Annotated in this window: 20 protein-coding genes; 14 read left to right on the plus strand and 6 right to left on the minus strand. The window is 71.4% G+C overall.

Annotated features, from left to right (window positions below; genetic code table 11):
- Nucleotides 1–59: 59 nt before the first annotated feature.
- Nucleotides 60–2,426 carry an isoamylase gene (locus FDM97_RS19305; protein WP_137991636.1) on the minus strand — a complete coding sequence of 789 codons (2,367 nt, stop codon included), beginning with the start codon at nt 2,424–2,426 and terminating at the stop codon, nt 60–62.
- A gap of 800 nt (nt 2,427–3,226) precedes the next feature.
- Here FDM97_RS19305 and FDM97_RS19310 point away from each other — a divergent pair.
- The 5 genes from FDM97_RS19310 to FDM97_RS19330 are packed head-to-tail and all read left to right on the plus strand — an operon-like array spanning nt 3,227 to nt 7,496.
- Nucleotides 3,227–4,681, plus strand: a complete 1,455-nt coding sequence (locus FDM97_RS19310) for an ATP-binding protein (RefSeq protein ID WP_254705673.1) — start codon at nt 3,227–3,229, stop codon at nt 4,679–4,681.
- A gap of 20 nt (nt 4,682–4,701) precedes the next feature.
- Nucleotides 4,702–5,091 (plus strand): roadblock/LC7 domain-containing protein, encoded by a 390-nt coding sequence (locus FDM97_RS19315; protein WP_137994910.1) that lies wholly within the window; start codon nt 4,702–4,704, stop codon nt 5,089–5,091.
- A gap of 38 nt (nt 5,092–5,129) precedes the next feature.
- Nucleotides 5,130–5,444: a DUF742 domain-containing protein gene (locus FDM97_RS19320; RefSeq protein ID WP_254705674.1), complete on the plus strand. Its 315-nt coding sequence runs from the start codon at nt 5,130–5,132 to the stop codon at nt 5,442–5,444.
- Nucleotides 5,425–6,048 (plus strand): GTP-binding protein, encoded by a 624-nt coding sequence (locus tag FDM97_RS19325; RefSeq protein WP_137991639.1) that lies wholly within the window; start codon nt 5,425–5,427, stop codon nt 6,046–6,048. Before FDM97_RS19320 ends, FDM97_RS19325 begins: the two co-directional genes overlap by 20 nt.
- Entirely contained in the window at nt 6,045–7,496 is a 1,452-nt protein-coding gene (locus FDM97_RS19330) for a cytochrome P450 (protein ID WP_137991640.1), read from the plus strand. The genes FDM97_RS19325 and FDM97_RS19330 overlap by 4 nt, the downstream gene beginning before the upstream one ends.
- Nucleotides 7,497–7,707: 211 nt before the next feature.
- Here FDM97_RS19330 and FDM97_RS19335 read toward each other — a convergent pair whose 3' ends face one another.
- Nucleotides 7,708–8,793: a terpene synthase family protein gene (locus tag FDM97_RS19335; RefSeq protein WP_175439163.1), complete on the minus strand. Its 1,086-nt coding sequence runs from the start codon at nt 8,791–8,793 to the stop codon at nt 7,708–7,710.
- A gap of 782 nt (nt 8,794–9,575) precedes the next feature.
- On the opposite strand from FDM97_RS19335, the gene FDM97_RS19340 reads away from it, so the two are divergent.
- The 4 genes from FDM97_RS19340 (at nt 9,576) to FDM97_RS19355 (ending at nt 13,101) form a co-directional block, all read left to right on the plus strand.
- Entirely contained in the window at nt 9,576–9,794 is a 219-nt protein-coding gene (locus tag FDM97_RS19340; RefSeq protein ID WP_137991642.1) for a hypothetical protein, read from the plus strand.
- A gap of 59 nt (nt 9,795–9,853) precedes the next feature.
- Nucleotides 9,854–11,404, plus strand: a complete 1,551-nt coding sequence (locus tag FDM97_RS19345) for a class III lanthionine synthetase LanKC N-terminal domain-containing protein (RefSeq protein WP_137991643.1) — start codon at nt 9,854–9,856, stop codon at nt 11,402–11,404.
- Nucleotides 11,405–11,408: 4 nt separating this feature from the next.
- Complete coding sequence (locus FDM97_RS19350; RefSeq protein ID WP_137991644.1) at nt 11,409–12,608, plus strand: lanthionine synthetase C family protein; 1,200 nt, start codon at nt 11,409–11,411, stop codon at nt 12,606–12,608.
- A gap of 67 nt (nt 12,609–12,675) precedes the next feature.
- Complete coding sequence (locus FDM97_RS19355) at nt 12,676–13,101, plus strand: DUF3592 domain-containing protein (protein WP_137991645.1); 426 nt, start codon at nt 12,676–12,678, stop codon at nt 13,099–13,101.
- Nucleotides 13,102–13,120: 19 nt separating this feature from the next.
- Here FDM97_RS19355 and FDM97_RS19360 read toward each other — a convergent pair whose 3' ends face one another.
- The 4 genes from FDM97_RS19360 to FDM97_RS35860 form a co-directional block, all read right to left on the minus strand.
- On the minus strand, nt 13,121–14,599 hold the full coding sequence (locus FDM97_RS19360) for a glutamate--cysteine ligase family protein (RefSeq protein WP_137991646.1): 1,479 nt from the start codon (nt 14,597–14,599) through the stop codon (nt 13,121–13,123).
- A 197-nt stretch (nt 14,600–14,796) separates the two neighbouring features.
- Nucleotides 14,797–15,120 carry a WD40 repeat domain-containing protein gene (locus FDM97_RS36485; protein ID WP_254705675.1) on the minus strand — a complete coding sequence of 108 codons (324 nt, stop codon included), beginning with the start codon at nt 15,118–15,120 and terminating at the stop codon, nt 14,797–14,799.
- Nucleotides 15,121–15,519: 399 nt separating this feature from the next.
- Entirely contained in the window at nt 15,520–16,734 is a 1,215-nt protein-coding gene (locus FDM97_RS19370) for a helix-turn-helix domain-containing protein (RefSeq protein ID WP_137991647.1), read from the minus strand.
- Entirely contained in the window at nt 16,731–16,883 is a 153-nt protein-coding gene (locus FDM97_RS35860) for a hypothetical protein (protein WP_175439164.1), read from the minus strand. Before FDM97_RS35860 ends, FDM97_RS19370 begins: the two co-directional genes overlap by 4 nt.
- Before the next feature lie 183 nt (nt 16,884–17,066).
- Here FDM97_RS35860 and FDM97_RS19375 point away from each other — a divergent pair, with 183 nt between their 5' ends.
- The 5 genes from FDM97_RS19375 (at nt 17,067) to FDM97_RS19395 (ending at nt 25,850) form a co-directional block, all read left to right on the plus strand.
- Nucleotides 17,067–18,050 carry a cell envelope lipid trafficking protein PgfA gene (locus FDM97_RS19375; protein WP_137991648.1) on the plus strand — a complete coding sequence of 328 codons (984 nt, stop codon included), beginning with the start codon at nt 17,067–17,069 and terminating at the stop codon, nt 18,048–18,050.
- A 198-nt stretch (nt 18,051–18,248) separates the two neighbouring features.
- Nucleotides 18,249–19,481 carry a glycosyltransferase family 4 protein gene (locus FDM97_RS19380; protein ID WP_137991649.1) on the plus strand — a complete coding sequence of 411 codons (1,233 nt, stop codon included), beginning with the start codon at nt 18,249–18,251 and terminating at the stop codon, nt 19,479–19,481.
- On the plus strand, nt 19,478–20,197 hold the full coding sequence (locus tag FDM97_RS19385) for a class I SAM-dependent methyltransferase (protein ID WP_137991650.1): 720 nt from the start codon (nt 19,478–19,480) through the stop codon (nt 20,195–20,197). Before FDM97_RS19380 ends, FDM97_RS19385 begins: the two co-directional genes overlap by 4 nt.
- Nucleotides 20,194–24,540: an alpha-(1->3)-arabinofuranosyltransferase gene (locus FDM97_RS19390; protein WP_175439165.1), complete on the plus strand. Its 4,347-nt coding sequence runs from the start codon at nt 20,194–20,196 to the stop codon at nt 24,538–24,540. Before FDM97_RS19385 ends, FDM97_RS19390 begins: the two co-directional genes overlap by 4 nt.
- The gene (locus FDM97_RS19395; RefSeq protein WP_137991652.1) at nt 24,540–25,850 is read left to right on the plus strand and encodes a condensation protein; all 1,311 of its coding nucleotides are present in this window, start codon (nt 24,540–24,542) and stop codon (nt 25,848–25,850) included. Before FDM97_RS19390 ends, FDM97_RS19395 begins: the two co-directional genes overlap by 1 nt.
- Nucleotides 25,851–25,969: the final 119 nt, after the last annotated feature.

Here is a 25,969-nt window from a genome sequence, read left to right on the forward strand (position 1 = left end):
CGCCATGAGGTCCGTGACGCGGACGGCGTGCCCGCGTGGCGCGAGCGACGGGCCGGCGGTTACTTGGCGATCAGGAGGAGGGTGGCCCGGCCGTGCAGCCGGTAGACGGTTCCGGCGCCGCCGATCAGCGCCTCGCTGCCCGGCTGGGCGACCTGGTTCGCACCTTCGGCCCAGGTGGAGGTGTCGGTGACGCGGTACCAGTTCTTGCCCGCGCCCGGGGACGGCAGGGTGAAGTCGACAGCGCCGGACCACCCGTTGTAGCCGACGTAGAGCGCGCTGTTCGGGTCGCCGAGTTCCGTGCCGTCGTAGCGCCAGGCGAGGGCGTGGTTGTCGGCGTTGCCCCAGTAGGTGCCGTCGGGCGCGCTGCCGGCGGGGGTGAACCAGTCCAGCTGGCCCATGCCGTTCCCGTTGCCGTCCGAGGCGCTGTAGAAGGCGGCCGGGCGCAGCGCCGGGTGGGCCTTGCGGAAGGCGATCAGGCGCTGGGTATAGGTGCGGAAGGTGTTCTGGTCCGCGGTCCAGGATGTGCTCAGCCAGTTGGCGGAGGAGTCCAGGTTGTAGGGGTTGTTGTTGCAGTTGACGGAGCGCAGGTACTCGTCGCCCCCCGTCATCATCGGCGTGCCTGCCGACAGCATCAGGAAGGCCAGTCCGTTGCGGGCGGCCTTGCGCTGGTCCGCCTGGTTGCCGCCCTGATCCCAGGACAGGTTGTAGTCCGCGCCCCCGTCGGACGGGCCGTAGGGCCAGGGCTGGTTGTTGTTCTTGGTGGTGCAGCGGTACAGGTCGGCGAGGGTGAACCCGTCGTGCGCGACGACGAAGTTGACGGAGTTCCACGGCGCGCGGCCGCTGGGCTGGTAGAGGTCGGAGGAACCGGCGAAGCGGGTGGCCAGGCCGCTGGGGGTGACGTTCTCCGCGCCCATGGCGTTCTGGTCGCGGCGCATGGTGTCGCGGAACTTGTCGTTCCATTCGGACCAGCCGACGGGGAAGTTGCCGACCTGGTAGGTGCCACTGCCGAGGGCCCAGGGTTCGGCGATCCAGTCGGTTCCTGCCCCACCTCCCGCCGGGCGGGGAGGCATGAGCGCGGTGATGCGGTTCAGCGCGGTGTTCGGGTCGGTGCGGCTGTACTGGAAGCAGCCGTGCTGGCAGGTGTTGCCGAGCACGGGAGCCAGGTCGAAGCGGAAGCCGTCGACGCCGAGGGCGTCCTTCCAGTGGGCGAGCGAGTCGGTGATCAGCGCCCTGGTGACGGGGTGGTAGGTGTTGAGGTTGCCGTTGACGCCCGTGTTGTCCCAGGATGCCTGCATGTCGCTGGTCAGCGAGTAGTAGGTGGGGTTGTCCAGGCCGCGCATGTTGAGCAGGCTGTAGGTGTTCTTGTCGCCGGTGTTCCACGGCCCGCCCTCGGCGGCGTGGTTGTAGACCACGTCCGTGAAGACCTTGATCCCGGCGTCGTGGTAGGCCCTCACCATCTCCTTGAACTCGCGGGTCGGCCCGCCCGGACTCTTGTCCGCGGCGTAACGACGGTCCGGCGCGAAGAAGTTGAGGGTCTCGTAGCCCCAGTAGTTGTCGCCCGCGGTACCGGTGGGGTCGACGTCGTTGGCGTCGTTCTGCGTCTCCTGCACGGGCAGGAACTCCACCGCGGTGACCCCGAGCGCCGCGAGGCCGGCGGCCTTGAGCCCGGCGCCCTTGTAGGTGCCCTGATATGCCGCCGGAACGGAGGGGTCGTTCTTCGTCAGTCCCCTGACATGCACCTCGTAGACGATGTCGTCCTTCAACGCCCGGGTCGGCTTGCTTCCGGTGCTCGTCGCGTCGACCGCCAGCACGATGCCCTTGGGCGCCTGGACCCCGTTGTCCACCGCGCGGTACGACGGGCCGGTGCCGTAGACCGTCTTCGACGGGCCGTTCGGGGTGAGCGGGTCGTGGGTGAGCTCCCGGGCGTACGGGTCGGTCAGCAGCTTGTTCGGGTTGAAGCGGTTGCCGGCCGCGTCCACGTCCGCCACGAAGCCCGCGGTGGAGCCCTTGGTCCACGCAGGGTCATGGGGCCAGTTCGGTCCCCAGGCCCGGTAGCCGTAGTAGATCGGGCCGGTGATGCCGTACTGCTGCCGGATCGTGGCGACCGGCACGGTCGTGGACCACACTCCGGTCGCGGAGTCCTTGGTGAGCGTGAGCGCGGCGGCCTCCTGGGCGCCGGTCGCCGCCGCGTAGAGGTACAGCTGGATGCGAGTGGCGCGGGAGGAGTAGACGCGGAACTCCACGTTCGCGCCGGACGCGTCGTATCGCGCGCCCAGTGGGTCTCCGGCGACGGCCGCGGCAGGAGTGACGAGGGGCACGGGGACCACGCCACCAGTCAGAGCGGCCGCAGCCGCGAGCCCGATCGTCGCGGCGCGCAGGACCAGACGCCGCCCTCTCCGAGCGCGGGCAGGGTGGAACGAGGACATGGCGGCTCCTGAAGGCAGACCACGGGAAGCCCCGGCGCCGTCCCTGACGCCGATGACTGAAAAGCCTTGCTGAATCTTGCCGAAAAGTAGTGCAGGCGGATGCGGGCGTAAAGACCCGCCGCACGGCCTGTTTCCAGCGGATACGACGGCCGGCCCCAGGACCCCGGGCCGACGGCGCGACGATCACGGCGTTCGCGTACTCGATTCCGGACGGTGACCCCGCCACGTCGGCAGGCCATGCGCCGGGCACACGACCAGGGGGCGCCCGCCGGCCGTGAGCAGCTGAGCAGCTGTTCGACATGAGGTCGTATTGGCTCTTGGCGAGCGACGCGTCGACGACAACACCCTTGGCGCGCCCGGGCCTTGAGGCGGCGGAGACCGGAGCGGGGAGCTTGACCAGCAAGCCGCTGGATACGGTCGATTACGTGCATTCGTAGTGCGCGTCATGGCGGCGATCGATCAACTATGGGGTGCAGATCGATCAACGGAGGTTTCCATTCCAGCAAGTTCACCTGGCGAACCCGAAGTGACTATGCTCACCTTGCGTGTTGCGCTGCACACACAGTGAGCCGAACGCTGTGTTGCGCGCGGACGGAGCCTGGCCGCAGAGAGGCGTGACCACCGATGCGATCTCGAACCGAGCCGTCGGGGGCACCCATCGGAACACCTTTGCCCGGCCGAGTGAGGTCCCGACCGTTCATGTCGGCGCACCGCATCACCCCCAGTCCGCTGATTCCAGACTGTTTAGGGACCCTTCGATGGTTCGTTCAGGTTCAACCCCTGGAGCGCTGCCACGTGCAGTGGCTCCGGCATGGCTCATCCCCTCTGGTGTTCTGGCTGGGGCCTGCGTCATAGCGCTGTTCTACGTCCCCGTGCAGATACGCACGCCGGTTGCCTGGTGCGGCCTCGTCGCCGTTGTCCTGACGGCCATCACTTCGGCCGAGACGGCTCGCCGGGCGCGCTCGGCGGAGGCGGCCCGCTACGCGCGAGCCAATGCCGAGGTCCAGCAGTACTACGCGCAACGCGAGACCGCGCTGCTCGCGCGCTTGTCCGATCAGCGGGCCACCACCGTATGGCTCGCCGAGGAGCTCCTCCCCGCGGCTGTCGCCCGTCTGCAGAAGGGTGAGCCCGCTTCGGAGATCCTGCAGTCCGTCACGTTCGGGGAACATCTCGACACCGAGTTCGGCGAAGCGCTCCGAGCAGCTCTGCGTACGCTCCTCGAAGCCGTGGAGGCCGAGGAGCACACACGGGACACCTCGCAGCGGGCACTGGTGGCGATCGCCCGGCGAGTCCAGGCGATCGTGCATCAACTCGCCAAGGATCTCCGTGACATGCAGATCCTGCACGGTACGGATGTGGTGGTCTCCCATGGCCTGCAGGACATCGACCATCGCAACGCCCTGATCGGGCGTCTCGCCGCCAGCATCGCGGTACTGGGCGACGCCCGGCCCGGGCGTCAGTGGTCGAAACCGATCCCGCTCTACGACGTCGTGCGGGGCGCCATGTCACGCATCGTGGACTATCCCCGTGTGAAGCTGCAGTCGGTGACGGAGGTGGCTGTGGTCGGCCAGGGAGCCGAGCCGCTCATCCACCTGCTCGCCGAACTGCTCGACAACGCCACGACCTTCTCGCCGCCGCACGCCCCGGTCGAGGTGACCGCGAGCGAGGTGCCCTCAGGTATCGCGATCGAGATCGAGGACCGCGGTGTCGGGCTCACCGAAGAGGTCCGCCGGCGCATCGACCGCGTCATGGCTCACGCGTCATCCGGCATCGACCTGGCCGACCTGGGCGAGGCGACGCAGCTCGGCCTGCCCGTCGTCAGCAGGTTGGCCCGCGAGAACGGCCTCGACGTCGACTTGCGCACCTCCGCGTACGGAGGAGTGCGGGCCGTCGTGCTCGTTCCGCGGCGCCTGATCACCACAGTTCAGCAGCCTGCCCCCAAGGTCCCACAGCTCGCGCCGAAGCCCGCGGGCGCACCGACCGTGCCGAGGCCGACGATGACGCGCGATGCACCATCAGATCCCGTCGGGGCCAAACAGACCGTCAACGGCCTGCCGCAGCGGCGACGCGAGTCACCCGTCCCGACACCGGTCGTCCGCACGACACCCCAGCCCCCCGCCACACCGCCGGCCTCCCCGGGAACGGCCGGTGCGCCCCGGCAGCCGGGCCTGATGTGGGAGGCGTTCAGCGGCGAGAAAAGACCGAGCACCGACCCTTCCATCCCAACCAACGAGTCATCAGACGAGGGTGAGTAACCGTGCCGCCACTGCCCAACATGGACTGGATGCTCAAGGAGCTTGAGGCCAGCGTCCCGTACGTGCGACACGTGGTCGTGCTGTCGTCGGACGGTCTGTGCATCGGTCAAGCGAACACGGAGCCCGACACCGCTGACGCGATCGCCGCCGCCTGCTCGGGCATCCAGAGCCTGGCGAAGGCCATCGCACAGAAGTTCCCGCACGGAGACGGCTCGACGCGCATGGTCGGGATCGAGGTCGACGGCGGCTACTTCTCCCTCATGGCGGCCGGACCCGGCGCCTATCTCGCGGTGCTGGCCGACGAGGAAGTGGACGCGGGGCTGCTGGGCGACCGGATGCGTACGCTGGTGGTCCGGATCGGCCAGCACATGACCAGCCCGCCTCGTGATGACGTCGGGCAGGCGATGTGACGTCGGAGAACCAGGACGCATGGGATGAAGGCAGTCCCGTGCCGCTGTACGTCATCTCGGGTGGCCCAGGTTCCTCGGCGAAGGCCTTCAACCTGGTCACCCTCATCGCAACGAGGTCCGCACCCGAACCCGGTATGCAGCCCGAGCAGGCAGCCATCCTCGCCATGTGCCAGTACCCGCTGTCGGTGGCCGAGATCTCCGCGTATCTCAGCCTGCCGTTCAGCGTCATCACGGTGCTGCTGTCCAAGCTCGTGGACAACGAGCGAGTCGAGGCCACTGCTCCCGTTCCTGTCGCTGCGGTCCCCGAACTTGGCCTTCTGGAGGCGGTGATCCATGGACTACGTAAGCTCTGACGCACCCGCCGCCGGCCCCCGCCGCTCGGACGTGCTGCTGCCGCACGGCGCCAGGGGCGTCAAGGTCGTGATTGTCGGCGGCTTCGGGGTGGGCAAGACGACGATGGTCGGGGCGGTGAGCGAGATCCCGCCCCTGACCACCGAAGAGACCATGACCCAGGCCGGCGTCGGGATCGACCACAATCCCGGTGCGGAAGGCAAGAACACCACGACCGTCGCCCTGGACTTCGGCCGCATCAGCATCAACGAGGAGCTGATCCTCTATCTCTTCGGAACGCCGGGACAGGAGCGCTTCTGGTTCCTGTGGAACGGCATCTTCGAAGGCGCGCTCGGTGCCGTGGTCCTCGTCGACACCCGGAGGATCGAGGTCTGTTTCGAGATCATCACCCGTCTGGAAGACCGCCGCGTCCCCTTCGTCGTGGCCGTCAACGCCTTCCCGGAGGCGCCGCAGCACCCGATAGCAGCTCTGCGCTCTGCCCTGGCCCTCAACGAATCGGTGCCCATCATCACCTGTGACGCACGGGACCGGTCGTCCAGCCGCGACGCCCTGCTCTCGCTGATGGGGTACCTGATCACCCTCGCCGCCGCTCAGGAGACCGTATGACCGTCCCACCCGCTGACCACACCGCCACGGAACCAGGGCGCACCCCGCCCCCGGGTTGCCCGGCCCACACCGCCACGGGCGTCGACTCGGTGACCCGGCTCCATGGCGCCGCCGCCGAGACCGACCCCATGGGGCTGTACGAGAAGTTGCGCGCCGCCCATGGTCCGGTGGCGCCCGTCCTGCTCGAAGGGGACGTACGCGCCTGGCTCGTCCTGGGGTACCTCGAGAACCGTGACGTGGCCACTCGCTCCACCCAGTTCTCCCGCGACCCCCGCACCTGGCACGGCTGGACGAGCGGCGAGATCGACCCCAACACCTCCCCGCTCATGCCGATGATCGGCTGGCGTCCCGACTGCGTCTGTGCGGACGGCGAGGAGCACCAACGTCTGCGCGGCGCGGTCACAGCGGCCCTCAACCAGTTCGACCAACGAGGAATCCGCCGGACCATCACCCGCTTCGCCCACCAGCTGGTCGATGACTTCTGTCAAACGGGCAACGCGGAGCTGGTCGGCCAGTTCACCGAGCCCCTGCCCATGCTCGTTCTCACCCACCTGCTCGGCATGCCGGACGAGGACAGTCCCAAACTCGTGCATGCCGCCCGGGACCTCTTCAAGGCCACCGAAACCTCCCTCGCCAGCAACGCCTACGTGCTGGAGACCCTCGAGCAGCTCGTCGCCACCAAGCGCGCCAAGCCCGGGCAGGACATCGCGTCCGTCCTGATCGCCCACCCGGCCGGCCTCACGGACGAGGAGGTGCAGCACCACCTGCGCCTCATCCTGCTCGCGGGCTATGAGACGACCGCCAATCTCATGTCCAACGTGCTTCGGATGGTGGTCACCGACCCGCGGTTCCGCGGGTCCCTGGCCGGTGGCCAGATGACCTTGCCGGAAGCAGTGGAGCAGGTGCTCTGGGACGAGCCGCCGCTGATGGTGTGCCCGAGCCGCTGGGCCACCGGCGACACGTCCCTCGGAGGGCAGGAGATCAAGGCGGGAGACATGCTCCTGCTGGGCCTGGCCGCCGGAAACGTCGATCAGGCGGTCCGCCCGGACCCCTCGACCCGCGTGCACCACAACCGCGCGCACCTGTCCTTCAGCGCCGGGGCCCATGAGTGCCCCGGCCAGGACATCGGCCGTGTCATCGCCGACACCGGCATCGACATCCTGCTCACCCGGCTTCCCGACATCAGCCTGGCCGTGGCCGAGGGAGAGCTCGCCTGGCGCTCCTCCACCTGGTCCCGGCATCTGACGGCGCTGCCGGTGAAGTTCGCCTCCCGCAGTCCGGAAGCCCATGATGTCCTCACGCCGCTGCCGGCCCCGCCCCCGCCGAGCAGGGGCGTGCCGGCGGCGGTCCCATGGCCGGTGTCCGAGCCCGGGCTGACGCCCCCGCCCCCGCCCGCACCCCGCGCCTCGTGGCGGACGCGGCTGCGGCGGCTTCTGCGGAGGCGGTAGGTCACGCGGCTCGAGAGCCTGGTCCCCGGGCATCTGGGCGGGCACCTACCGCGTGCTCGTACCGTCGGGCGCGGCTCCTGGGTCGGAACGGCCGCGTGGGAACCGCAGGTCGTCCACAGCTCCCCGGCCCAGGCGTTCGGCGTCTGCGGCCGGGGGCCGGGGGCCGGACTCTCTCCGCGGCGTGGCGTCCCGTGGACAGCGCCTGGCCGCCTCATGACGCCGGGACACACCGCTCGTCGGCGTGCACGGCGGCGGTGGGAGTCCGTTGCTCTCGTAACGGACTGTCTGCGGGAGCGTAGCGGGGTGCCCCGCTGTACCAGGCGTGGAGGCCGGACAGGAAACTGCAGGCTCCCCGCAGCCACGCCTCCAGCTCGATCCGTTCGCCGTGGGCCAGCCCGGCTCGCTGGACGAGCGGGGGCAGTTCGCTCTGCGTGAGGTGCTCGAAGTGGCGCAGTCGGGCGGTCACCAGATCGGCGGCGGTGTGCATCGCCTCCTGGACGCTGATGCCCAGGGATGTCCGGAGGACTATGACGAGGTTGTTGACGTCGTGTTCCTCGTGGACTTCCCGCTGATAGGAGGCGATGTCGTTCGCCAGTCCCATGTAGTCCATGAAGGCGTCGAGCACAGCACGGACGGTCCGGCTGTGCCGGATCTGCTCAGGTATCCGTGCGCCGGTGGAGAGTTCGACGGAATAGGGGGCGGTGTAGGCGGCGAAGCTTTCGCGGCGGAACTGGGCGTACTCGATGAGGTCCGGGACACGGCCGGTGCGACTGTTGGCCAGTTCTTGAACTCCCGCGTCGATGTACCGGGCCAGGGCCCGGTTGAGCCGCTGCCGCCAGTGCGCGAGTCTCGGGGGGAAGAGTCGTTGCTGGAGGTCGGCCATGCCTCTTTCGACGGCGTTGGTCGGCTCCGGTAACCGGGCGCCCGGTTCCGTCGGCAGGAAGGCATGGAGACGGGCGGTGAAGGCCTGTGCGCCTGCGAGGTCGCCCGTCTGCTTGAAGGTGGAGGCGAAGTAGTCGTCCCAGGCCAGGGCCCAGAGGTTGAACCGGTGGTTGAGCCGGAGGTCGGCGAGTGAGGCCTCCGGAAGGGCCCAGGCGGTCAGCTGGTCGACGGCCATGGCGTGGAACTGGGACAGGGTCCAGATCGCCCGGTGGGCCGCCGGTGCTTCGTCACTGTCCAGCATGCCCATCTCTCGCGCCCACGTCTCGGTCTCCTTGTGCAGGGCCGGCAGGTACGGATTCACCCGCACCGGGTACGGCATCCGCAATATCGGGAGCTTGATGGCCTGCGCTGTCATGGGATCCCTGCTTCCCTTCCGGCGTGCATTGGTGTGCGGACCACGACGGGGAGCTGCCTGCCCTTCGAGGGCGGCGCGTTGCGTGCGCCCCGGCATACTCTGAGCAGCTGCACGGGGCAGGTGGAACCCCCGTGCGATGTGCGAGGACGTGAACGCGTTGCACATGCGGGATTTCGTGAAGGCGCACGGCGCATCGGGCATGAGCCCGGAATGCCGGCACCGTGGGCTATGGCGCATCAGGGCCGTGCCCCTTGATCGGGGGCTGGAAGAGGATCGTGAATGTCAGCTCCTGGGGCATGGTTTCTCCCTCCGAGACGGTCCATAGGGTGACGATCCACCACTGCCACGGGGACGGACGCCGAACCGTTCCCGCCATTTGGTGCTCCAAAACGTGCCCACGTCGGCCGATCCACAACCCCGTGCAACCGTCCTCGGCCGCGATCAGGGCCGTTTTGTACAGAATGAAACGATCCTTCTGGGTCGCTTTGGCTCAAATTCGATCCAAAAGCTGGCCATGATCGACCAGTGATCGCCAGTAGGCATACGTGGGCGTGGTCCCCGGCAGCCCCGGCAGGTAGCCGCCGGACGGGTCCAGAAGGTGTTGGGCACGGCGAGTCTCACACGTTCGGAGTACGTCGGCCGTGGAGCGACGAGGCCGGCGTTTGCGCAGGTCCGCCGCGGCAGCGGGCGGGGACGGAAGCCGTGGGGCGGCCCCACACGCTGGCAGCGCACCGGGGGTGCCCTTTTCCTGGCAGCACGTCTCCAGGAGACAGGAGGAGCTCATGGCCAAGCAAGGCAAAGCGAACGCCGCCTCGCTCGAAGAGGTGAAGACGAGCCTGGAACGGGCCGTCGCCGACGTCGACCGCGTGCTGGGGCTGCAGGAGATGCGGCCCGATCAGGGCAACGCCACGCCCGCGGCCGCAGGATTCCACAGCACACAGTCGATCGGCTGCAGCACCTACAGCGTGGCCTGTGGCCCCGGCCGGACGGTGCAGATGTGATCCCGGCACGCCAGCACGTCCGCCGGGGCCCCCTTCGCGGCCCCGGCGGATGAGCGCGCGTGGACCGCCACGCGGCCATGGCCGCCCAGCACCTCTTCGGCCTCGTCGACCCCCGGCACTACGAGCCGCTGTCCCGCCGGACCATCACCCCCGAGTACCGCGACGCTCTTGAGCGGCTGCTGCCGGACACCTGGGTGCTGGAGCGCGGCGACGTGTGGCTGCGGGCCCGGATGGTGGCGGGCGCGTCGCGGCGGACGGCTCCACCGCCCACCCAGGGCTTCAAGATCCATGTCTCCTCCTCCCCCGCGCACACCTTCCGGCTGTTCGATCTCGTCGTGCCCGTGTGCGTGGAGAACGACGTCGAGTTCAAGGCGGCCGCCGACCCGGTGATGCTGGGCGTGATCAACTCGAAGTCCCAGGAACGCGGCTTCTCGGGCAAGTTCATGACGATCTATCCGCCCGACGACGACGTCTTCGTCGAGCTGATCGAGACCCTGTACCGGCGCACGGTCGACGAGGCGGTCGAGGGCCCCTACATCCTGTCCGACCGGCGCTACCGGGACAGCAAGGTCCTCTTCTACCGGTACGGAGGCTTCCGGCCGCCACGGCGGCTCAACATCGACGGCACGCAGAGCACGTTCCTGGTCTCGCCCGACGGCGAGTACGTGGCCGACGAGCGGTCGCCGTACTTCCAGCTGCCCAGTTGGGTCCGCGACCCGTTCGCCGAGGAACCGGCGGCGCGATCCACGGCAGGATCCGTCGAGGAGCCGGACGGCACCCTCCTCAAGGGCCGCTACCTCGTCGAAGGCGCGCTCACGTTCTCCAACGCCGGCGGTGTCTACCACGGCACCGACGAGGTCACCCGGAAGCCCGTCGTCGTGAAGGAGGCCCGGCGTCTCACCAACTGCTGGACGGTCGGGGACCGCACGATCGACTCGGTCGACATGCTGCGCCACGAATTCGACGTACTGCGCCGGCTGGAAGGCCTGGAGTTCGTTCCACGGCCGGTCGACCTCTTCCGGGAGTGGGAGCACACCTTTCTGGTCGAGGAGCGCGTGGAAGGCATCGCCTTCCACGACTTCTGGGCACGGGACGACGTCATCCTCGCGCCGTACATCCGCCGGGAGGGACGGGTGGACCGGTTCGTGCCCCTCTTCAGGGAGATCGTCGGCCGTCTGATTCGCATGGTCGAGGAGGTGCACGCACGTGGAGTGGTCCTCGGCGACCTGTCACCGAACAACATCCTGATCGACGCCGAAACACACCGTATGTGGTTCATCGACTTCGAGAGCGCGGTCCACGAGGACGACGAGGCGGCGATGCTGACCTACGGGACACGCTGGGGCACACCCGGTTTCCTCCACCCGGACCGCTCCTCCCGCGACAGGCTCCTGCCCTGCGACGACTGGTACGCCGCGGCCATGCTCGTCTACAGCAGCGTCGTGCCCGCGACCGCGTTCTTCGGGCTCAACCCCGCTGCGAAGGACCTCTTCCTCGACGAGCTCGTCGCCCTCGGCGTCCCCGCCCGGGTCAGGTCCGTCGTATCGTGCCTGACCGCCGGCAACGCGGAAGAGGCGAAGACCGTGCTCGCCGACTGGGAGGACGGGTGACGCCATGACACGCCTGACGACCACAACCCTCGCGGCCGAAGACCGTGTCCCGGCGGCCCACCCGGACGCGGAGGTGCGACGAACCCTCAGGGCCATCGCCGACACCCTGCTCCGGACCTGCGACGACCGGCGCACCGACCGCCTCTGGCCTGCCGACTACATGGTCTTCGCGACGAACCCCCTCAGCGTGGCCTACGGCGCCTGCGGGCCGGCGCTGCTGCTCCGTTCCACGACGAGCGCCCGAGGACCGGCGGGCGAACTGCCGGCGGGCGAACTGCCGGCGGGGGTGACCTCCTGGATGCTGGGGCAGCCCCTCGGCACCGACACCTATCCCCCAGGGCTGTACGTCGGGCTGGCCGGAATCGCCTGGGCCTTCCACGATCTCGGCTGGGAGGACAGGGGCGAGGCCGTGATGGCGATGCTCTACGAATCGCCCCTGCTGTACGACGAACCGAGCGTGTTCCTCGGAGTCGCCGGGTGGGGGATGGCCTCCTTGCGCTTCCACGCGAGGACCGGAAGGCAGGTCTACCTCGAGCGCGCCGTACAGGCGGGCGAAGCCCTTCTCGACACGGCGCGGCACGAGGACGACACCTGCTCCTGGCAGTCCTCTCACGACGGTCGCGTCCACTACGGATACGGCTACGGAGCGAGCGGTATCGCCCTCTTCCTCCTCCACCTGCACCTGCTGACCGGCGACGCCCGCTTCGGCTCCTGCGCCGTCCGCGCCCTGGAGTTCGATCTGGCCCACGCGAGCGAGAGCGGCCTCGGCCTGCAGTGGCAGCGGGTCCACGGCGACCCCGTCATGTACCCGTACTGGATCCACGGAAGCGCCGGCGTCGGCAGCGTACTGGTCCGGTTCCACCACCTGCTCGGCATCGAGCGGTACGGCGACCTCGCCCGACGGGTGGCTGACGACACCTTCGTCAAGTACACGTACACCCCGGGCCTCTTCGAAGGCCTGGCCGGAATCGGCGAGTTCATGCTGGACATGTACCGCTTCACCGGCGAGGAGGACTACCGGGCCAAGGCTTTCGACATCGCCGAGACCATCCTGTGGTTCAGGATCGAGGACGAGGCCGGCATCGCGTTCCCCGGTCGCTCGCTCAACCGGATCACCCACGACTACGCGACCGGCTCGGCAGGCATCGGCATGTTCCTCTCCCGGCTCGTGGATCCCCGCGAACGCGCCTTCGTGGACCTGTGAGGGTCGGTCCGGCCGGAAGGACCGCCCCACTCGCAACCGAAACCCCCATGCGCGCGTCGCACCACACATGGAACGCGAATGGCTCTTCTCCCTCATCCCGCTGACGATCGGCGCGGTCTTCCTCAGCTTCGGCGTCTACGGACTCCGACGTGCCGGCGCGCTCCGGCGCACCGGTGTCACCGCCGAGGGCCGGATCGTCCGCCACGACGTCAGGCGAGACGACGAAGGTGCCACGTTCCACCACCCGGTCGCGGCCTGGACGACCCGGGACGGCCGCGCGTGCGAGTACTCATCCAGGTTCGGCCGCGGTTCCATCGGAGGCGGCTTCGGCGTGGGCACCCCCGTCATGGTCCGATACGATCCGGAAGATCCCCGCCGGTTCGCCATCCAGGGCTGGGACGCGGCGACGGTCGACCTGGTGTTCACCGTCCTGGGGTCGGTGTTCACAGCCGGCACGCTGATGGTGGTGCTCGTCCGACTGCTCACTCTCTGACCGCAGTCTCACCATGGAATCACTCGACCGGCCAGGTGTGCGCCGGAGCGTTCAAATGCATGTACTCGATGTACTGCCGGGTCATCCGCCTCAGCGCCTCGTGCCGGTCCACGTGGGCGGTATCGAGGAAGTGGTGGAACATCTCGGACTGCCACACCGCGCCGTTGCGGCCGCTGACGCACCGCTGCTCCGTGATTCCCAGCAGGGGCTCGCGCCAGGCCGCGTCCAGGCCCAAGCGCTCAAGACCACGGTCCGCCAGCGGCAGCAGGCGTCGCAGCACCAGCTCGGTCACGGGTACCTCGCCCGTCCCGGGCCAGTACAACTGCGCGTCGATTCCGTGCCGCGCGGCGGCGTGGAGATTGTCCTCCGCCGCCGAGAACGACATCCGTGACCAGACGGGCCGGTCCTCGTCGACCAGGGCGCGGACCAGCCCGTAGTAGAAGGCACCGTTCGAGAGCACGTCGGCCACAGTGGGCCCCGCGGGCAGCACCCGGTTCTCCACCCGCAGATGCGGTACGCCGTCGACGACGGCATAGACGGGGCGGTTCCAGCGGTAGACCGTCCCGTTGTGCAGGGTGAGCTCGGCCAGGCCTGGGATCCCGCCGCGGTCGAGCGTCTCCTCCGGATCCTCCTCGTCGCAGAGCGGCAGCAGCGCCGGGAAGTACCGCGCGTTCTCCTCGAAGAGATCGAAGACGGAGGTGATCCACCGTTCGCCGAACCACACCCGGGGTCGCACTCCCTGGACCTTGATCTCGGCCGGCCGGGTGTCGGTGGCCTGCTCGAACAGCGGAATACGCGTCTCGCGCCACAGCTCCTTGGCGAACAGGAACGGAGAGTTCGCCGCCAAGGCCACCTGCACCCCGGCGATGGCCTGCGCGGCGTTCCAGTAGTCCGCGAACTCGTCCGGCGAGACCTGCAGGTGGAACTGGGTGCTGGTACACGCCGCCTCCGGCGTGATCGTGTCCGCGTAGGTCCGTAGTCTGTCCACCCCGTCCAGCGAGATCAGCAGGTCCTCGCCGCGCGCGGAGAAGATCTGCTCGTTCAGCAGGTGGTACCGCGGGTTCTCCGACAGCGCCGCCAGGCCCGCGTCCTTCAGCTCCAGCGTCGGCAGAATGCCGATCATGACCAGATGCGCGCCGACCGCCGCGGCCTTCTCCTCGGCGTGGTTGAGCGCGTCCCGGATCTCCTGCTCCCAGGAGTCGGGACCGCCCGCGGTGAGCCGCCGCGGCGCGACGTTGATCTCCAGATTGAACCGGCCCAGCTCGGTCGACCAGGAGGGATCCGCGATCGCCTCCAGCACGTCCGTGCTGCGCATGGCGGGCTCGGCGGCGGCGTCCACGAGGTTCAGTTCGATCTCCAGGCCCACCTGCGGCCGCTCGAAATCGAACCGCGCCTCCCGCAGCATCCGCGCGAACACGTCGAGGCACGTGTGCATCTTGTTCCGGAACCGGCGACGGTCGTCACGGGTGAACACCAGCGCCGGGACGTCGCGTCCCATTCGGCCCTCCCGAGTCTCGTCGGTACGGCCCCCACCCTCCCTTCAGCGTCCCACTCCGGAAGCGGCCCAACCACTGAAGCCCGGGACGACGCGGGCGCGGCGCACATTTCGTGAGCCCCGCAGGCAAGGCCCAGCAAGATCCACCCCAGGATCCGCACCCTTCACGGACCGCCTCGCCCACGCCGCCGGATCGTCGGCTACCGTCCGCCCTCGTGGTCGATCCGCACGGGCCGGGTACGCGTATCCGGGCAGGAGGCGCCGCCAGTGCTGCTCGTCGGCGGGCCGGCGAGCCGGCAGAGGGCGGCGCTGAGGTGGCGTACGTCCGGCTTCCACAGACGGACGGTCCCGTCGTTGCCGACACCGGCCAGGGTCCGGCCGTCCGGGCTGAACGTCGCGCCCCATACGGCCCGTCCATGGCCGGTCAGAGTGGCGACGGGCTGTCGCCGTGACGGGTCCCGGAGGCGGACGATGCGATCGTTTCCGCTGGTCGGGAGGGTGCTCCCGTCCGGCCTGAACGCCACGCCCCGGACCGACCTGGGTGTGGCCGCTGAGGACGTCGGTCGGCCGTGACCGTGCCACGTCCCACAGACGGACGGTGCCGTCGTACCCGGCGGTGGCCGCCGTGCGTCCGCAGGCGGCTCGAGCTGTGGTCCGTCGCCCAGGTCGTGAGCTGCACGGACGCCGCCGCCGATGCCAGGAAGGCGTCGGCGGAGGCGAGGGCGAGGGCGGTACGGAAGCGGTTTGTCGTGCGTCTCGTCGGAGATGTCGACGAAACCGTTGCGGCCGCCTGTGCGGTCCCCGCCGGGCCGGCCGTGTGTCGTTCCTCCGTGTGGTCCCTGGCCCGTGGCGTCTGCCCGGCGAGACCCACGTTGTCGCCCGAGGACCGGTGCAACCAGGGGTTCCCCGGGGGCGGCCGTGCGTCAGGTGGGGCCCGTGGGGAGTTCGCCGCGCAGGCGTTGGGCGCGCAGGACGAGGAGCATCTCGAAGCGGCGGTCCGGGTCGTCGATGGCGTCGCCCCACAGTTCGCGGATCTGGCGCAGCCGGTAGCGGGCCGTCTGGGGGTGTACGCCGAGGCGGTTCGCGACCTCCGGGGCGCCGCCGGAGGTCTCGATCCAGGCGAGCAGTGTCGCGGCGAGGCGGCGGGCCTGGGTCGGGCCGACGTCCTGCAGCGGGGTCAGGCAGCGCGGGGCCGCGGCGTCGATCAGCTCGCGGGAGGGCAGCAGGACGAGTTCCTCCGTGCGATCGGTGCAGTGCTGCACCTCGCCCCGGGGCAGGAGGCCGTCCTCGATCAGCCGCACGGCGGTCTCCGCCCACCGCAGGGACGTCGCCGCGGCCGCGAGCGGCACCGACGGCCCGATCGCTCCGGACCAGCCCGTCGTGGCCCGGCGCACCAGGTCCGCGCGGCCGGCGGTGTCCGGCTCGGGGATGACCATGCGGGGCTGTTCGGTCTCCATGTCGAGGAGGATGCCCTGGCCCAGGGCGGGGGCGACGGCCTCCCTGGCCGGCCGGATCAGCACGCCGACGGCGATCGTGGTGGGCAGCTCCCAGCCGATACGGGCGGCGCGTTCGCCGAGGGTGTGGGTGTGTGCGGGGTCGCCGGGCTGCCCGGACAGCAGACGGTCGATCAACTGCCGTTGTAATCGGAGGCGTTCGCTCGCCTGCCGGGCGGCCGCCTCCGCGTATCCGCGCACCGACTGCTCGACGAGGCCGTCCAGGTACTCGAAGCCGGATTCGGCGAGTTCGTACATGGCGGGCGCGGCGATGTCGACCTGCTGGCCGATCTCGGCGAACCTGCGCCAGGCGAGGCGCACCCCGAGCCGGTAGACGGCCTGGAGCGAGTCGAGGCTGCGCCCGTTCAGCCCCTCTCCCCTGCCGAACTCCTGGAAGACCTCGGGCGGCACCCGGGGATCGGCCGCCCCGGACGCCAGGTGCTGGACGAATCCCTCGATGGCGCGCCGGATGCCCACGAGCGCCATCGGCTCGCCGGACTCGCCCTCCACGAGCCGTAGTTCGGGGAAGTCGCACCGGATCTCCCGCAGGATCGTCTGGGCCAGATCCGCCGCCTCGGCCAGGGCGATCGCGGCGAACCGCTCCACCTTCGGCTTGGGTACCTCGCTCCAGGCAGGACGGCTCATCGGAGCGGCGGGCCCGTGTCGTAGGTGATCAGGGGGACGTTGGGCTGCTCGGGGGTGGCGTTGAGCAGTGCCACGATCCCGAAGGCGGTGCCCACGGCGAGTGCCGCGGCGATCACCGCGGTGGTCGATGCGGCGAGCAGTCTGCGCATTGTGTCGGGTCAGCTCCTCGTTGGAGACGATCCCACCCCGGCCGGCCCCCACCGGCTGGACGCCAGTCTTGGCAGGTCATTGACAATCCGTCAAGGGGCTCCCTACCGTCTCAGCCACAAGGGCTCGACCGGCCCTGGGGTCCGTGCGTCTCCGTGCGAGTTTCTCGAACCAGGAGTGCCCGGATGCGCCGTACCGCTTCACCCATGTCCCTGATCCTGCTGGGAGCAGGGGTGTTTCTGCTGGTCCTCGCCCCGTTGTTGGTGCTGTACGTCCAGCCGCACGCCAAGCGCACCCCGGTCGACGTCGACACGACGACCGTCTTCACCGGCACCGGCAGCTACTTCGACACCTCGCTGCTCGAGACGGTGCACGACCGGCGGATCACCGTCACACGCCAGGTCCGCGGCGACGTCGCGGACAGCATGCGGAGCGGCAACGCTGTCTGGGACGTGTCCACCTCGGTCGACAGCGACGCCACCCTGCCGGCCGCCGACACCCGCGACTCCCTCCAGTGGACGCTCGAGCGCTGGGTGACCGACCGGCGGACCAATGAACCGGTGCACTGCTGCCGCGAGTCGCCCGCCTTCGACGGCGAGGCGTACCTGAAGTTCCCCTTCGACGTCGAGGAACGCGACTACCGCTGGTGGGACGGCACCCTCGGCGGTGTCGTACGACTCCGCTACGCGGGCCCCGGCACCGTGCAGGGCCACGAGGGACTGCGCTTCACCGGCAGTGTCCCGCCCACGAAGACGGGTGTGCGGCAGGTGCCGGGTCGGCTGGTCGGCAGGCCGAAGACGCCACAGGTGCTCGCCGAGGAGTGGTACGCCAACAGCCGGATCGAGCTGGTCGTGGACCGGCGCACCGGGCGCATCGTCTACGCGGCCATCGGACCGCGGAAGACGCTGCGCGCCCCGGGCGGGGAGAAGGACGCGGTCGTGCTGCTGTCGAGCGACAAGATCGCTTTCACGGACCGCACGCAGCGGCAGCAGGTGGAGCTGGCCTCGGCGGACAGCAGGAAGCTGGAGCTGCTGGGCAGCACGGCGCCCCTCGGGGCCGGGGTGCTCGGTTCGGTCCTCGCACTGGCCGGCGGGGCACTCGTCGTACGGGGGCGTCGGACCGAACCCGATTCCCCGGATGCTCACTTGATGACGAATCAGCCCGCCTGAGCGAGACCGAAGTTGTCATACCGGTGAGTAGCCGCGGATCGAACACGTACCGAAGACTGGCGTCCCCAACCGAGCACGGCCCCTCCCCGGTCACCTGCACCACTCCCCCGCAGTCCTCCCATCCCCCACCTCACGCCCCCACCGCTCGCTTCTCTCCCCCCACACACACTCCGCACCCCGACACGAGTTGGAGCGCACATGCCCCAGCACGTTCCTCCCCCACGGCTCCACCCGGTCCCCCAGCCGCTCGCGCGGCTCCTGGACGGCCACGCCCCGGCCCGTCCACGCGGGGCCGAAGCACCCCGGCGCATCGCCTTCCTCGCCCATCGCGACCTCGGCAACCCGGCCGCGGGAGGCTCGGAGCTCCTGGTCGACCGGCTCGCCTCCGGACTGACCGATCTGGGCCACGACGTCACACTGCTGTGCGGCGGTCCCGCGGCGCACCGGCCGTACCGTGTCGTGTCGGCCGGCGGCGCTCTCGGCCACTTCGTCGGCGCACGCTCCGCCTTCGCCCGCCAGGTCGGCTCCTGCGACCTGCTCGTCGAGGTGTGCAACGGCATGCCGTACCTGTCCCCGCTGTGGCATCACGGCCCCACGGTATGCCTGGTCAACCATGTGCACACCGAACTGTGGGACATGCGCTTCCCCCGGCCCGTCGCCCGCGCCGGCCGACTCCTTGAGCACTGGGCCCTGGCCCGGGCCCACCGCGGCAATCTGCTGGTGGCGGTGTCGCCCTCGACCGCGGGCGCGCTCCGCGCGATCGGCGTGCCGCAGGAGCAGATCCGCGTCGTGCACAACGGTGTCCACGAGCCCGGGCCGCGTGCCCCGCGGTCGGCGACGCCGATGTTCGTCGCCCTCGGCCGGCTGGTCGACTACAAGCGGATCGATCTGCTGCTGCGGTTGTGGGAGCGGGTCCGGCCCGTCACCGGCGGCCGGCTCGTCGTCGTCGGCGACGGGCCGGAGCGCGAGCGGCTCGAACAACTCGCGGGTCCCGGCGTGGAGTTCAAAGGACATGTGTCCGAGGAGGAGAAGCACCGGCTGCTGTGCGAGGCGTGGCTGCTGCTGCATCCCGCGGCCGTCGAGGGCTGGGGTCTCGTGGTGACCGAGGCGGGTGCCCGCGGGACGCCGACGCTCGGGTTCGACGTGCCGGGGCTGCGTGACTCGGTCCAGGACGGCGTCACCGGCCTCCTGGCCCGCGGGGAGTCCTCGTTCGCCGCCGCCTGGTGCACGCTGGCGCTGGACGACGGCCGGCGCGAGGCCATGGGCAAGGCCGCCGCCGAGCGTGCCGCCGACTTCCGGTGGAGCGGCACGGTGCGGCGGTTCCGCGCCGTCGCCGCGGAGGCGGTGAACCGCGCGCGCCCGCAGGGCCGGGGCGCGCAGGCGAAGGGCGCGCAGGAGAAGGGCACGCAGGCGAAGGGCGCGCGCACGTGAAGGACCCGTCGTTCCACCGCTCCCTCACCCTCTTCCGGGCCTTCCTGCGCGAGCAGGACGATCCGCACACCGCGTACGAGCTGCTGGCCCGCGACGCGGCCGACCAGGTCGAACGCCATGTCCGGCTGGCCGGCCGGGTCGTCGTCGACGTCGGCGGCGGACGCGGCCACTTCACCCGGGAGTTCCGCCGCCGCGGCGCCCACGCCTACCTGTTCGAGCCGGACCTCGCCGAACTCGCCTCCGTACCCGGGGCGGGGACGGTCGTCGCCGACGGCTATCTGCTGCCGCTCGCGGACGGCGCCGCCGACGTCTGCTTCTCGTCCAACGTGCTGGAGCACGTGCGGGACCCCGGCACCTTCCTCAGCGAGATGGTCCGGGTCACCCGGCCCGGCGGACTGATCTACGTCTCCTTCACCAACTGGCTCTCGCCGTGGGGCGGCCACGAGTGGGCGCCCTGGCACTACCTGGGCGCCGAGCGGGCCCGGGCCCGCTACGAGCGGCGCACGGGCCGGGCCGCCAAGCACCGGCTCGGCGAGAACCTGTTCGCCATCGGGGTCGGGCCGACCCTGCGCCACGTCAGGAGCCGGGACGACGTGGAGATCGTCTCGGCCCGCTCCCGCTACTGGCCGGTCCTCCCGGCGCTCGTTCCACGGGTGCCGGGGCTGCGGGAATTCGCGACGTGGAACCTCCTCCTCATCCTCCGGCGGTGTCCATGACCAGCACCATCCATGCCCGCCCGCCCGCCTCCCCGGCCGCGCCCGGTCCCGGGTCCGCGCCCGGGGCGCCGGAGCCGCGGCGGCGCTCCCGGCGCTGGCTGCTCGGCTTCTGGGCGGCGGTGTTCCTGGCGTTCCTCGCCGTGTCGCCGGGGCGGATGACGTTCGAGACCAAGCTGGGGGTCGTCGCCGATCCATGGCGGTTCCTGCGCGACCTGGGCCAGTTGTGGCACGACCGGGCCGGTTTCGGCGGCATCGCCGACCAGTACGTCGGCTACGCGATCCCGATGCTGCCGTTCCACGCGGCCGCCGATCTGGCGCGGCTGCCCGTCTGGCTGGCCGAACGGCTCTGGCTCTCCCTCGTAGTCACCACCGCCTTCTGGGGCGCCCTGCGACTCGCCGAGCGCTTCGGCACCGGCTCGTCCACCTCGCGGCTCGTCGGTTCGGTGGTGTACGCCCTGTGGCCGACGTACACGATCGTGGTCGGCTCCACGTCGGCCGCCGCCCTGCCCGGCGCGGTGCTGCCGTGGGTGCTGCTGCCGCTGACGGACCCGCGGACGAGCCCGCGCCTGGCCGCCGCCCGCTCGGCGCTGATCATCCCGCTCATGGGCGGCGTGAACGCCGCGTCGACGCTGGCCTCACTGCTGCCCGTCGGCCTGTATCTGCTGTCCCGTCCTGGCGGTCCCCGCAAGCGCGCCCTGATCGCGTGGTGGACGCCGTGCGTGATCCTCGCGACGGCCTGGTGGGTCGTGCCGCTGCTGCTCCTGGGGGCGTACGGCGAGAACTTCATGCCGTACGTGGAGTCCTCGCAGACCACCACGGCGACGATGTCGGCGGCCGAGGTGCTGCGCGGGGCCGGCAACTGGGTGGGCTATCTGCACTTCGGCGAGGCCTGGCTGCCCGCCGGCTGGACCGTCGCCACGTCGGCCGTCGTGATCGCCGGTTCGGCCCTCGCCGCGGCGCTCGGCCTCGCCGGGCTCGCCCGGCGGGACCTGCCCGAGCGGCGCTGGCTCGTCCTGACGGCGACGGTCGCCGCGCTGGTCACGCTCGCCGGGTACGGCGGCGCGCTGGGCGGCCCGTTCCACGAGACGGTGCAGAACTGGCTGAACGGGCCGCTGGTGCCGTTCCGGAACATCTACAAGTTCCAGACGGGGCTCGCCCTCGCGCTCGCGCTGGGCTTCATGCACCTGACGGCCGCGGCCCTCCCCCGGTCCGTGACGCTCCGGTCCCGCCGCTTCGCACCCGCCGTGGCCGCCGTGCTCGTCCTGCCCGGCCTTGCCTGGCCGTACGTCAACGGCTCCATCCTGCAGCCGGGTTCGTTCAGCCGGCTGCCCGGGTACTGGGAGGCGACCGCGGACTGGCTGGCCGAGCACGCGCCCGACGACCGTGCCCTCGTCGTCCCGGCGACCGCGCACGGCATCTACACCTGGGGCTCCCCGATCGACCAGCCGCTCGACGTCCTCGCCCGGTCCCCGTGGGCGCAGCGCGACTACGTGCCGTTCGGGACCCCCGGCAACCGGCGGGCGATGGACGCCGTGGAACAGGCCCTGACCTCCGGCGGCGAGGTGCCGGGGCTCGCCGCGTACCTCGCCCGGGCCGGGCTGTACCACGTCGTCGTACGGGGCGACCTGGACCCGGACCAGCTCGGGCACGTCCCCACCACGACCGTGAAGCGGACGCTGGAGGCCTCCGGCTACCGACGCGTGACCGGCTTCGGCCCGCTGCTGACCGACGGCCGGATCGCCGACGACACCCCCGTCCAGGTCGAGGGTCTCTATCCGCGCCAGCGCGCGGTGGAGATCTACGCGCCGCCGTCCGGCACCGCGCGCCCCGGTCCGGCGCGCATGACGCCCGTCTCCGCCACGGCGGTCGTCAGCGGCGGTCCCGAGTCGCTGCTGCCGCTGTCCGCGTCGGGCGCCCTGGCCGGCCGGCCGGCGGTACTCGCGGGCGACGCGCACCCGGGGGTGGACCGGCCGTCGCTGTACGCGGCCGGCGACGGGATGCGCCGGGCCGACACCCGGTTCGGACTGGTGAACTCGGGCACGTCGCACACGTACACCCGTGGGGAGCGCAACGCGGAGCAGGCGGTCCAGGACCCCGGGGACGAACCGCGGCAGATCCTGCCCTTGTCCGGGACCCGGCACCAGACGACCGCGGTGCTGCGCGGCGCGGCGTCCGTGACCGCGTCGTCGGTGGGCAACTGGCTGTTCCATCTCCCGCAGTACGACCCCGTCAACGCCTTCGACGGCAATCCGGACACCGGCTGGGCCGAGGGCTCCCCCGGCTCCCCCGAGGGCGAGTGGCTGCGGATCGACTTCACCGGCCCGACCCGCATCCCCGGGACGCTGGACCTGACGCCCCTGCCCAGCGGCAATGTGCGCGCCGCGCCCACGGTGGTGCGGGTGGAGACCGACCGGGGCAGCCGGGTCGGCCCGCTGCGGCCGGACGGCAGCACCCAGCAGGTCGCCGCTCCGGAGGGCGAGGCGACGTGGCTGAAGGTGACGATCCTCGAGTCGCAGCAGGGCCGCCCGGGGCTGACCGGCGCCGGGTTCAGCGAGATCTCCGTCCCGGGCGTGCAGGTGACCCGGATGCTGGAGCTGCCCGCCGACGCGCCGCGCGAGGTCACCGGTCCGGTCGTGTACACGCTGTCGCGGGGCAGCGATCCCGGCGGGCTGTCCGCCGTGTCCGCCGAGGTGGGGCTGCACCGGCAGTTCGAGGCCGCCCGGGCCGGCGACTACACGGTGCGCGCGGCCGCCCTGCCCGTACCCGGCAAGGAGCTCGACGACCTGCTGTTCGACCTCACCGGGCAGCGCGAGAAGATCGTCGTGAGCGCGGACTCGACCGCGCGGCTCGGGACGAATCTCAGTCCGCGCAATCTGACGGACGGCGACCTGACCACGGCCTGGGTCGCGGGCGAGCGGCCCGTGCTGCATCTGACCTGGCCGGAGAAGACCGCGGTCGGCGAGATCGTCCTCGCCGCGGCCGGCGGGCTCGCGACCCGGCCGGAGCAGGTGCAGATCAGCTCCCCGGACGGGACGGCGATCGCGGCGGTCGACGAGAACGGCCTGGCGCGGTTCTCCCCCATCGCGACCGACCGGATGGACATCACGATCTCCCGGGTCGCGCCGCTGACCCTGCACAACCCGGTCGCCGACGAGCAGTTGCAGCTGCCGGTCGGGCTGAGCGAGCTGCACATCCCGGCGCTGGAGAAGTACCGGGCGCCGCAGCCGGACCCGGCGAAGAAGTTCGCGCTGCCGTGCGGCAAGGGCCCGATCGTGTCGGTCGACGGCCGCTTCCTCGCGACCCGTGCCGAGGGGCTGGTACGGGATCTGACGGAGCGCCGGCCGATCGCCGTCTCCCTGTGCGCCGAGGGCAGCCGCGTCTCCCTCGGCCGTCGCACGCACACCGTCGAGGCCGGTGACGCCGGTCCGCTGGCGGTCACGCGCATCGACCTCACGCTCGGTGAAGCGCGGGCCGCCGCGTCCGCCTCGCGCGCGGTGGAGGTCGTCTCGGGCAGCGGCGACCGGCGGACCCTCCGGGTGGGCGCGGGCGACGCCTCGTACCTGCAGCTCCACGAGAACCACAACGCGGGCTGGAAGGCCACGCTCGACGGCGAGGAGCTGCGCCCGCTGCGGCTCGACGGCTGGCAGCAGGCCTGGCTCGTTCCCGCCGGTGAGGGCGGCACGGTGACGCTGCTGTACGAGCCGTCCCGCGTGTACGAGGCCGGGCTGATCGCCGCCGGGGCGCTGCTGGTGGTGCTCGCCGGGCTCGCGTTCGTCGGCCGCCGCCGGTCCGCCGCGACGGCCGCGGGCGCGGGCGCGGACGGGGCGTCGGGCGCGGACGGGCTGCCGCCAGCGCCGGGGCTGCTGCTCGGCACGGTCGCGCTGACGCTGGTGGGCGTGGTGATCGCGGGTCCCTTCGCGGTGGCCGTACCCGTGCTCGCGGCGATCGCCTGGTGGCGCCCGGCGCTGCTCGGCCCGATCGCCTTCACGGCGATGGCGGGTGCGGGAGTCGTCGCCGTCACCGGCAGCGGTGAGGCGGCCGCGCTGGGCCGGGGCGCGTACGGGCCCGCAGCCCAACTCCTGGCCTTGACGGCGCTGTTCGCGGCGCTCGTGACGGCGCGTCGTGAGCACGGCAGCCGGACGGGCGCGCACCGCGCCGGAGGCCGGGGCGCACCGGAGGGGGCTCCGGACGGACCGGAGGGGTCTCGGGACGGACCGCCCGGAGACCCCGGCGGCCCCGGCGGCCCTGGAGACCCCGGAGACCCCGGCGGCCCCGCCGGCCACTGGAGTCAGGGAGGGCCGCCGAGCGGCCACGCGGGGCGGACCGAGAAAAGGGGTGTCTGATGGCAACCGATCAGGGCGCGGCCGTCGCGCGCGCCGGGGCGGGGCGGGAGTTACGCCGCGTGCCGTTCGCCGTCGTGGACGAGATCGCCCGGCACTGCGCCGACGACCGTGAGCCGAACACGGTGCACATCGAGATCCATCTGCCGGGGCGGGTCCGGCCGGACCGGCTGCGCGAGGCGTTCGCGCGGGCACTCTCCCGGCATCCCCGGGTGCTGATGCGGGAGCGGGGGCGCGGACCGTTCGCACGGCGCTACGAGTGGGAGCTGACCGACGGTCCCGGGACCGCTGCGGTCTCCTTCCCACCCTGCGCGCCCGGCGCCCTCGCACGGGCCCGGCAGCGGGCCCTCACCGAGGCTCCGTCGCTGTTCTCCGCTCCACCTCTGCGCCTGGAGGTGGTCGAGGAGCCCGGTTCCGAGGGGTGCGTCCTGCTGTTCACGGTCCATCACACGGCGCTCGACGGTCCCGCCTGCCTGCGGATCGCCGCGACCGCCGCGGAGATCTACGGCGGACGCTCCGCCCCGCCCGTCCCTGCGCCGGTGCGCCCGCCCGCCGGACCGGCGCTTCCGCCAGGGGGTGCTCCGGCGGTGGCGCGGCCGGCTCGGGTCGCGGCGGGGAGCCCCGGGCCCACGCCCGGAAACGCGATGCTGGTCACCGAACTCCCGGTGCCCCGGCGGGAGCCGGGCACCCCGTACACCGTGAACGACCAGTTGATGGTGGCCACGGCGCTGACCGTCGCCGACTGGAACCGGCGGCAGGGCGCTCCGGACCGGCCGCTGCGCATCACCATGCCCGTCGACGACCGCACCCGTGGGCCCGAGATGCCGATCGGCAACGGCACCCGTCTGGTCGAGGTCGGATTCACGCCCGGCGAGACCGGCCCGGACGCCGACCTCGGCGCGCTGCTGCGCAGCACCGCGGAGCGCACGCGCGCCCTCAAGGCGCGCGACCGTCCCCAACTGGGGCGCGGTGCCGCGGTGCTGACCGCCCCGGTCCTGCCGGTCGCCGCCCGGGCGGCGCTGACGCGGGGGGTGCGGCGGCTCGCGGCGCCGTGGATATCCACGACCTTGCTCAGCAACATCGGACGGATCCCGTACCCCTTGGACTTCGGTCCCGCCGGCCGCGCGCACGCGGTCTGGTTCTCGGCGCCGGCCGGAATGCCGCGCGGGCTGACGTTCACGACGGCGTCCACCGGCGGCCGGCTGCACCTGGTGCTGCGCTGGTCCCGGACCCTGCTGGGCGAGGAGGACGGCGCCCGGCTGTGCGAGATGTTCGCCGGGCGGCTGGCGGCGACCGATGCGGAGGCGCTGTGAACAGGCACACCGTGGAAGCGGCCACGGCGGGAAGCGGCGTACGGGAAAGTGGGGAAGGCGGGGCGCCCGACGCTCGGGGGCCCGAGCCCTCGGCGACGGCATCCCTCGCCCCTGCCCCC

Origin of the sequence: Streptomyces vilmorinianum, from assembly GCF_005517195.1 — a bacterium.
GTDB classification, from domain to species: Bacteria; Actinomycetota; Actinomycetes; order Streptomycetales; family Streptomycetaceae; genus Streptomyces; species Streptomyces vilmorinianum.

What these genes read in the sequence shown, in the direction of transcription:
- FDM97_RS19390 (WP_175439165.1), top strand. Translation starts at nt 20,194, where the DNA reads ATGACCAGCACCATCCATGCCCGCCCGCCCGCCTCCCCGGCCGCGCCC.
- FDM97_RS19325 (WP_137991639.1), top strand. Translation starts at nt 5,425, where the DNA reads ATGGACTACGTAAGCTCTGACGCACCCGCCGCCGGCCCCCGCCGCTCG.
- FDM97_RS19340 (WP_137991642.1), top strand. Translation starts at nt 9,576, where the DNA reads ATGGCCAAGCAAGGCAAAGCGAACGCCGCCTCGCTCGAAGAGGTGAAG.
- FDM97_RS19360 (WP_137991646.1), bottom strand. Translation starts at nt 14,599, where the DNA reads ATGGGACGCGACGTCCCGGCGCTGGTGTTCACCCGTGACGACCGTCGC.
- FDM97_RS19380 (WP_137991649.1), top strand. Translation starts at nt 18,249, where the DNA reads ATGCCCCAGCACGTTCCTCCCCCACGGCTCCACCCGGTCCCCCAGCCG.
- FDM97_RS35860 (WP_175439164.1), bottom strand. Translation starts at nt 16,883, where the DNA reads ATGCGCAGACTGCTCGCCGCATCGACCACCGCGGTGATCGCCGCGGCA.
- FDM97_RS19370 (WP_137991647.1), bottom strand. Translation starts at nt 16,734, where the DNA reads ATGAGCCGTCCTGCCTGGAGCGAGGTACCCAAGCCGAAGGTGGAGCGG.
- FDM97_RS19315 (WP_137994910.1), top strand. Translation starts at nt 4,702, where the DNA reads ATGGACTGGATGCTCAAGGAGCTTGAGGCCAGCGTCCCGTACGTGCGA.
- FDM97_RS19350 (WP_137991644.1), top strand. Translation starts at nt 11,409, where the DNA reads ATGACACGCCTGACGACCACAACCCTCGCGGCCGAAGACCGTGTCCCG.
- FDM97_RS19375 (WP_137991648.1), top strand. Translation starts at nt 17,067, where the DNA reads ATGCGCCGTACCGCTTCACCCATGTCCCTGATCCTGCTGGGAGCAGGG.
- FDM97_RS19335 (WP_175439163.1), bottom strand. Translation starts at nt 8,793, where the DNA reads ATGACAGCGCAGGCCATCAAGCTCCCGATATTGCGGATGCCGTACCCG.
- FDM97_RS19355 (WP_137991645.1), top strand. Translation starts at nt 12,676, where the DNA reads ATGGAACGCGAATGGCTCTTCTCCCTCATCCCGCTGACGATCGGCGCG.
- FDM97_RS19395 (WP_137991652.1), top strand. Translation starts at nt 24,540, where the DNA reads ATGGCAACCGATCAGGGCGCGGCCGTCGCGCGCGCCGGGGCGGGGCGG.
- FDM97_RS19330 (WP_137991640.1), top strand. Translation starts at nt 6,045, where the DNA reads ATGACCGTCCCACCCGCTGACCACACCGCCACGGAACCAGGGCGCACC.
- FDM97_RS19305 (WP_137991636.1), bottom strand. Translation starts at nt 2,426, where the DNA reads ATGTCCTCGTTCCACCCTGCCCGCGCTCGGAGAGGGCGGCGTCTGGTC.